6 protein-coding genes and 2 tRNA genes are annotated in these 7,412 nt (G+C 73.0%); 3 read left to right on the forward strand and 5 right to left on the reverse strand.

Translation table 11 applies throughout. The features are described 5' to 3' along the window. Window positions 1-148 precede the first annotated feature (148 nt). Entirely contained in the window at window positions 149-619 is a 471-nt protein-coding gene (locus ACFVS9_RS11065; protein ID WP_383112842.1) for an SSI family serine proteinase inhibitor, read from the reverse strand. Between the two features lie 827 nt (window positions 620-1,446). Here ACFVS9_RS11065 and ACFVS9_RS11070 point away from each other — a divergent pair. Next, window positions 1,447-1,537 (forward strand) — tRNA-Ser (locus ACFVS9_RS11070). A gap of 207 nt (window positions 1,538-1,744) precedes the next feature. After that, window positions 1,745-1,817, forward strand: a tRNA-Arg gene (locus tag ACFVS9_RS11075). 417 nt (window positions 1,818-2,234) lie between these two features. Here the strand turns inward: ACFVS9_RS11075 and ACFVS9_RS11080 are convergent. The 4 genes from ACFVS9_RS11080 to ACFVS9_RS11095 all read right to left on the reverse strand — a co-directional run bounded on the left by ACFVS9_RS11080 (window position 2,235) and on the right by ACFVS9_RS11095 (window position 6,171). Beyond that, window positions 2,235-3,455: an NAD(P)/FAD-dependent oxidoreductase gene (locus ACFVS9_RS11080; RefSeq protein ID WP_389931467.1), complete on the reverse strand. Its 1,221-nt coding sequence runs from the start codon at window positions 3,453-3,455 to the stop codon at window positions 2,235-2,237. A 212-nt stretch (window positions 3,456-3,667) separates the two neighbouring features. After that, window positions 3,668-4,612, reverse strand: a complete 945-nt coding sequence (sigJ, locus tag ACFVS9_RS11085; protein ID WP_389931469.1) for an RNA polymerase sigma factor SigJ — start codon at window positions 4,610-4,612, stop codon at window positions 3,668-3,670. Window positions 4,613-4,854: 242 nt separating this feature from the next. After that, window positions 4,855-5,274, reverse strand: a complete 420-nt coding sequence (locus tag ACFVS9_RS11090) for a hypothetical protein (RefSeq protein ID WP_389931470.1) — start codon at window positions 5,272-5,274, stop codon at window positions 4,855-4,857. A 129-nt stretch (window positions 5,275-5,403) separates the two neighbouring features. Continuing rightward, window positions 5,404-6,171 carry a hypothetical protein gene (locus ACFVS9_RS11095; protein ID WP_389931472.1) on the reverse strand — a complete coding sequence of 256 codons (768 nt, stop codon included), beginning with the start codon at window positions 6,169-6,171 and terminating at the stop codon, window positions 5,404-5,406. A gap of 244 nt (window positions 6,172-6,415) precedes the next feature. Between ACFVS9_RS11095 and ACFVS9_RS11100 the strand changes: the two genes are divergently transcribed. After that, complete coding sequence (locus ACFVS9_RS11100; protein WP_389931474.1) at window positions 6,416-7,303, forward strand: DUF2797 domain-containing protein; 888 nt, start codon at window positions 6,416-6,418, stop codon at window positions 7,301-7,303. Window positions 7,304-7,412: the final 109 nt, after the last annotated feature.

Genomic DNA, 7,412 nt, shown 5'->3' on the forward strand with positions numbered 1-7,412 from the left:
GTGCTCCGATGTGTTCCGGCGCGCGAGGGGAGGCCGCCCGAAGTGCCCCTGGAACGCGTACCGCAGGACCCTCAGGGGCGGCCCGTACGCGCCCCGGCGCGCGCCGTCCGCCCCGGCCGAACTCCCGGCGCACGCCCCGCCGAACCGGCTACCGCGCGGAGGGGAGCAGCGGTACGAGGTTGTTCCAGCGCGAGATCTCGCAGCCGTTCGCCCGGCTGAAGTGCGCGTCGACGTCCTCGCCCTGCCAGGTGCCCTGCACCCGGGCGGCGGCGGGTCCGCCCGCCTGGAGGGTGCACATGGCGTTGCGGTCCGTGGCCACGAACGGGTTGTCCCCCGACTCCGCCGCCTCGTCCAGCAGCTCGCAGGCCTGCTCCGCGGAGGGGTGGCTGCCGCCCGCGGGGCCGCACTCCAGCTCGAAGACCCCGTCGGCCGTGGCGGTGCCCGATTCCGAGACCGTCACGGTGAGCCGGGTGCTCGTGTCCTGCATGGTCGGCCAGTCCCCCTGGAGTACGGGCAGCGGAGGCATGGGGACCAGAGGGGACGCGGCCGTGGCGGCGGGCACGACGGCGGAGAGCGCGGCGAAGGACGCGACGGCGGTGAGGGTGAGACGGCGCAGCATGCGGGGCTCCTGTGGTTCTGGCGCGCCCGGTGCGCGCCGGTCCGCTCCGGGCAGGCGCCGGGTGGCGGCGCGGGCCGGGGCACATGGGAGGGAAGTGCTGGTGCTGAGGGCGGAGCCCTCTTTCCCTCTCTAACGCTCCTTGCGCCCGCACGTTGCGCAACTCATGGAGGTCCGACCGGAACGGCCCCGCAGGAACACCCGCCCGGGGGTGCGGGGGGGATGGGCCACACGGCCTGGCCGGGGGTACGGGGAGGAGGTGCGGCTCGGAGTGGGGGCGGGGTGGGCGTGAGGGGTGGCCCGGTGGTGAGGGGTGGGTGGGTGTGAGGTTCGGCCTGGGGCGTGGGGGCGGGTGGGTGTGACGGGTGGCCTGGATGCGAGCCTCCGGCCTGGACACGGGTCCCCGGCCTGCGGTGAGCCGATGGCTCGGGTACGGCGCCTTGGCTTTCGCACGGGGCCTGGCCGTGCTTGCCGCGCGGCCGTGCGCGTCGCCCGCTTGTACGGACCACCGGGCGGCCGGACACACCAGCGGGTCGGGCCGACCGCTCTGGCCGGGCAGAAGGCCTGGCGTCGCGGAGGCCGGCCGGGACCGGGCGTGGGAGGGAGCGCCGGCGGTCAACCAGCTATCCGGCCGGGTGCGGACCGTATGACGGCGAAAGGCCCCGGACGGGCCCCGTCCGGATGCGGGGCCGGAACACCCGGCGGGACCACGGCCGCAGGGCGCTTTGCCTAGCTGCCCACCTGCCTAGTACCGTGGGCGGCGATTGGTGACAGCGCGCTCGACTGTGTCATCATCTGCACGCACCACCCGCGCTCGCGCGGGGTGTGCTGGAGGCGTCGCCTAGTCCGGTCTATGGCGCCGCACTGCTAATGCGGTTTGGGTCTTAAAGCCCATCGAGGGTTCAAATCCCTCCGCCTCCGCAGGAACCCGAAGCCCCGTGCCCCAGGCACGGGGCTTCGGCCGTTCCGGGCTGCTGAACCCTGCTTGAAAAGCATGTTCTCGCAGGTCAGAGGTGGTCTGGTGAATGGATTTCGCGTCACGGCGCAGGTCATGTAATGTTGTTCTCGCAACGCCGACCGGGGAGAAAAAAGCCCGGGAAGCAAGACCGAGGCTCAGGCCGAGGACAAGCACTCGTAGCTTAACGGATAGAGCATCTGACTACGGATCAGAAGGTTGCAGGTTCGAATCCTGCCGAGTGCACAGCAGGCCAGAGGCCCTCAGGAGAAATCCTGGGGGCCTCTGTCGTGTGTTGTGGTGGCGGTGGCGGACAGCAGGCCTGTAGCTCGGGTGAGTTGGGGCGCTGTGAGGGCGGGTGCCGGTTCGTCTGATTGCGCGCCGGAGTCCGGGTGCCGGTTGGTGTGTGACGTGGGCTCTCTCTGGTCGGCCGGTGGCAGTGCTGCGCGGCTCCGCCCACCCAGGGGTGTTGAGGCCCGAGTTGTTCTCCGGCCGGAAGGGGGTTGGCCGGTCGCGGGGGCTCGGCCGGTGGACGTCGGGGCCCGCCTCGCTCCGGTCCGGCCCCGGGCCGGGTGATCCGGTCGCCGGAGGCCGGACAAGTACCTGGCCCCGGCCATCCGGCCGGTCAGCCCCGGTTCTGGGTGTGCCCGGCCGTCCCGCCGGTCAGGCCCGGTTCCGGGCGGGGGTGTCCTTGCCGGTGTCCGCAGCGGTGTCCGTGTGCGCCGGCCTCGGCGTGATGCGGCGGCGTCGCGTCGGCAGTCCGAGCATCGGGTTGGCGACGCCCCAGGCCGCGCCCTTGCAGACCAGCTCCTTGTAGACCGCGGCGAGTCGGCCCGTCAGGGCCGCCCGGACGGCGCGGTCGTCGGCCGTGACGTACTGGATCAGGCCCTCCTTGCGGCCCAGTGAGATGCACTGGTTGAAGTAGCGGGGCGATCCGTCCGGCAGTTTTCCGCCCGTGAGCCGGGCCGCGAGGGCGTCGGCCGCCTGCCATGCGGCCGGGGTGCCCGAGGCGCACGACATGCGCAGCGGCTTGCCCCCGGGGCCCATGGCCATGGCGGCGTCGCCGATGGCGTACACGTCCGGGTGCGAGACCGAGCGCATGGTTCCGTCGACCACGATCTGCCCGGCGCCGGTGACCTCCAGGGTGGTGGCCTCCGCGATCGGGTGGACCGCGAAGCCGGTGGTCCATACGGTGACCGCGGCCGGTACGTCCCTGCCGTCGCCGGTGGTCACGTGGCCCGCGGTGACAGCGGCGACGGCGGTGTCCTCGTACAGGGTGATGCCGAGCCCGTCGAGGACCTTGCGTACGTGCCCGCGGCCCCGGGGCGAGAGCCGGTCCCCGAGTGGTCCGCGGGCGACGAGGGCGACATCGAGGTCCGGGCGGGACTCGGCGATCTCGGTCGCGGCCTCCAGGCCGGTGAGGCCGCCGCCGACCACCACCACCGGCTCCCCGGCCCCCAGTCCGGACAGGCGCTCGCGCAGCCGGAGCGCGCCCGGACGGCCGGCGATCTCATGGGCGTGCTCGGCGGTGCCCGGCACATCCTGGGCGTTCCAGCCGCTGCCGAGGGCGTACACCAGGCTGTCGTACGTCAGCTCCTCGGGGCCGTTCGCGCCCGTGACGGCGACAGCCCTGCGGTCGGCGTCGACAGCGGTGACCTTCGCGAGCTTCAGTTCGACGCCGGAGCCCGCGAACATCTCGCTGAAGGGGCGGGGAACGAGGTCCTGGCCGACGGCCAGCTGGTGCATGCGGACCCGCTCGACGAAGTCCGGCTCGGCGTTGACGAGGGTGATGGCGACGTCCTCGCGGTGCAGTCGCCTGGCGAGGCGCCCGGCGGCGATGGCCCCGGTGTATCCGGCTCCGAGAACGATGATGCGGTGCTTCATTTCCCTGCTCCTGTCTGGCGGAGGGTCGCCCCTTGAACCGGGCAGCCCGCCGTTTCCTGACAGGACCGCGATGTGAACCACCTCACATCGCGTGCGGAGCGTCCCGAGCGATCGGCGCGGTCACCCTTGCCACCCCTGCCACCCCGGCCACCCCTGTCAGCGAGACCGGTGAGGCCGGTGAGACCGGTGAGACCAGCGAGGTCAGAAGATGATCAGAAGGCGATCAGCAGGGGTTCCCCGTGGTCGGTTGCCGCCCACTGCCGGGTCGCGCGTTCGAGCTTGTCGGGGTTGACCTGGTTGCGGAACGCGGCGATGCCCTCGGTGGTGACCTCCAGGCACATGACGCCGATGACCCGTCCGTCCAGGACCGCCACGGCCGCGGGGGCGCCGTTGGCCGTCGTGGCGTAGAACGCGGGGGAGCCGCCGGCGATGGCCCGCTTGGCCTTGCCGGGCTTGAACAGGCCCCGCATGAACTTGGCGACCGCCACCGCGCCCTCGAACGCCTTGGCACGCGCCGGGACCTTCCCTCCGCCGTCGCCGACCGAGACGGCGTCGTCGGTGAGCAGCCGCACGAGCGGCTCGGTCCGGCCGCTGGTGGCGGCGGCGAGGAACTCCTCGACGATCCGCCGGGCAGCGGCCTCGTCGATCTCCGTGCGGGTCCTGCCGTCCGCGAGGTGCTTCTTCGCACGGTGGAAGATCTGCTGGCACGCGGACTCGGTGATGTCGAGGACCTCCGCGATCCACCGGTGCGGGTAGTCGAAGGCCTCACGCAGCACGTACACCACCCGCTCGTCGGGGGAGAGGCGCTCCATGAGGGCGAGGACGGCGTACGAGACGGACTCGCGCTGTTCGGCGGTGTCGGCCGGGCCGAGCATCGGGTCCCCGGCGAGCAGCGGTTCCGGCAGCCACTGGCCCACGTAGGTCTCGCGCCGGGCGCGGGCCGAGGTGAGCTGGTTGAGGCACAGGTTGGTGAGGACCTTCGTGAGCCAGGCCTCGGGGACCTCGATGCGGCCGATGTCGGCGGCCTGCCAGCGCAGGAACGTGTCCTGTACGGCGTCCTCGGCATCGCTCGCGGAGCCGAGGAGACGGTAGGCGATGGCTTCCAGGCGAGGCATGGACGCCTCGAACCGGTCCATGTCCTTCATGGTCAGGGCCATGGCCCGGATCCTAGCCCTCGCGCCGCGCCGACGGCCCCGGACAGGGCCGGGGCCGACGGCGTGATGGACAGGGGCAGGGAGAAGAGGGCGAGCCGAGGGCATGGGCCGATGACGTGCGCCAAGACGTGTGCCGAGGGAGCGCGAGAGGAGGCGCCTCGGGGGAAGTTCCCCAGGAGGCACGCCTCGGCGGTACGCCGCGGACGCGGGGCGGGGTCGTGCGGCCGGGGGCGTGAGCCGCGGCGTCAGCTCGTTCCGGCGAGTGCGCCGCGCCCCTGCCCACCCCTTTTCACCGAGGCGATCACGACGGAGAGCACGGCGGTCGTGACGAGGCTGCCCACCATGACCGCTCCCACGCCGATCACGAACAGGCCGCTGGTGTCGTCCGACCAGTCGTAGGCGGCGGCGATGGTCAGACCCGCCGTGATGCCGAGCACGGGTCCGGCGATGTCCTGCCGGGACGCCGCACGGTACAGCGGCGCGAGGAGTGTGAGCACCAGGCCGGCCACCTGCCATGCCGCGTACGGGCCGGTCGTCGTGCCGTCGGGCTGTACGTCGTACCGCTGGTCCCAGCCCAGCCACGCGGCCCAGAGCGCGAGCGCCACCAGGGCAGGCATCAGGATCGTCCACAGCCGGAGGGCGGATTTCGGAAGTCGTCTTCGCATGACACCGAGCTTCCCGGCTCGCCGGGCGTCCGGCCGGAGTGCGCGTACTCGTTCCGCCCCTGAGTACTTCAGGCAACGAGCCCGGTCATCTCGCGCCTGACAGGCGGGGGTTCACCGGCCGGGGCGCGTTCAGCGCGCGTACGGTCCGATGCCGGTCAGGCAGTACACGTACTCGTTGAGGGTGGCCCCGTTGAGGGTGTAGCGGTACGAGAACGCGTACTGCGTACGGGAGTCGGAGTCGCATCGGCTCAGGTCCGATGTGAACGGGACCGTCCGGATCACCTGGTAGTGCGCGTCGGAGGCCGAGCAGGAGACCTCTTCCACGCCGCTGACCTCCTGCGCGGTCGTGGAGTCCGGCAGCGTCCCGTTGAGGCAGGTGCCGGACTCGTAGGGGTCGGGGGCCTCCTCCTCGGTGTCGTACGGGTCCTCGGCGTCGGCGTCGGTCCCGGCGTCGGTGTCGGCGTCCCCGGGATCGTCGGGCTCGTCCGTGTCGTCGGCGGTGTCCGAGGTGCTGGGGTCCTCGGTGTCGGTGTCCTCCGTCTCCTCGGCGTACGGGTCGTCCTCGTACGAGGAGTCGTAGGAGGAGTCGTACGTCGACGAGCCGGCCGGAGGGCCTGCGGAGGGGCTCTTCTCCTCGGCGCCGATGACCCCCAGCACCACCACGAACCCGATGACGGCGGCCACCCCGAGGAACGCGGGCCACGGCCTGCCACCGCCTCCGGTGAGGTGAACGCGCAGGAGCACCTCCTGTTCGCCGACCCGGGCCCGTACGAGATCGCCCTCCTTGGAGGGAGGGACGCGGATGCGGGCGGGCCCGGTCGGCAGGGAGACGGTGACGATGTCGCCGTCGGCGGCCTGCCGGGGCGTGAGCGGGAGCGGAATCTCCGGTGAGGACACGGGGTCAGTGTGGACCGGCACCCGGCTGATGGGGGAGATGTTTCTAGAAAATCACTCTAGAAAATCATTCCAGAAAAGCGGCGGTGGGAGCCTCGCGCTCACGCCGCCCCCCGATGAGGTGCGCGTCTCCCCGACGCCGCCTCCCGGCGAGGTGCGTGGCGCGTCCGGCGGGGCGCCGGCCGCGAGGCCCTGTCCGTTAGGGTCTCCACGCGCGTCCGACGGCGCGGGCTGGGAGAGGGGCGGCATGAGCGGCTGGCGGTGTACCGGACTGCGCTGGCCCCACGGCGAGCCCGTCCTCGGGTGGGCACGGAGTGACGGCGCCGGACGCGGGCGGGTGAGCGTCCTGACGTACGGGAAGGAGCTCGGGTTCCGCGCCGAGGGGGAGCGGCACTGTGTGGGGGCGCGCGGCAATCCGTGTCCGCTCGGGGCCGTGGTGCCGGCGCGCGGCACGGGCGCGCGCTGCGCGGAGTGCGCCCGGCTGGATCGCGCGCACTCGGTGGCCGCCGACACGATCGCCGACGACCCGCGGACGTACCGCGTCTACCTGGCCTGGTTCGGGCCGGGCATGGTGAAGGTCGGGATCACCGGGGAGGCGCGGGACGCCGCGCGGCTGCGGGAGCAGGGTGCCGTGGTGTTCAGCTGGCTGGGGCGCGGGCCGCTGATGGCCGCCCGGCGTACGGAGGAGCTGTTGCGCTCGGCGCTCGGGGTGCCCGACCGGATCCCGTACGCGCGCAAGCGTGCGGTGCGGGGCGAACTGCCGGGGGAGGCGGAGCGGGCCGCCGAGATCGAGAACCTGTACCGGCGCGCCGGAGCCCTGGAGGGTGCGGGGTGGCCGGAGGCGCTGGAGCGTCTGCCGTTCGAAGCGGTCGACCACGCCGGTGTGTTCGGGCTCGAGGGCACGGAGCCCGCGGCGCGGGTGGTGACCGCTCTGGTGGACGGCGGGGTGGTGGCCGGGCGGCTGGTCGCCGCGGCCGGGCCCGATCTGCATCTGGAGACCGCCGACGCGGGGATCGTCGTGCTGGACACGCGGCTCGTCACCGGATGGGACCTGGTGGCAGCCGACGCGCGGGCGGGCCTGAGCGTGCCGTCCGTCCCCCTGGGGGGCGGTGGGGTGCAGGACGGGCTGTTCTGAGATCGTCGCCGGGAGCCGGGAGCCGGGAGCCGGGAGCCGGGAGCCGGGAGCCGGGAGCCGGGAGCCGGGAGCCGGGAGCCGGGAGCCGGGAGCCGGGAGCCGGGAGCCG

Source organism: Streptomyces sp. NPDC058008 (genome assembly GCF_042886395.1).
Lineage (GTDB): Bacteria > Actinomycetota > Actinomycetes > Streptomycetales > Streptomycetaceae > Streptomyces.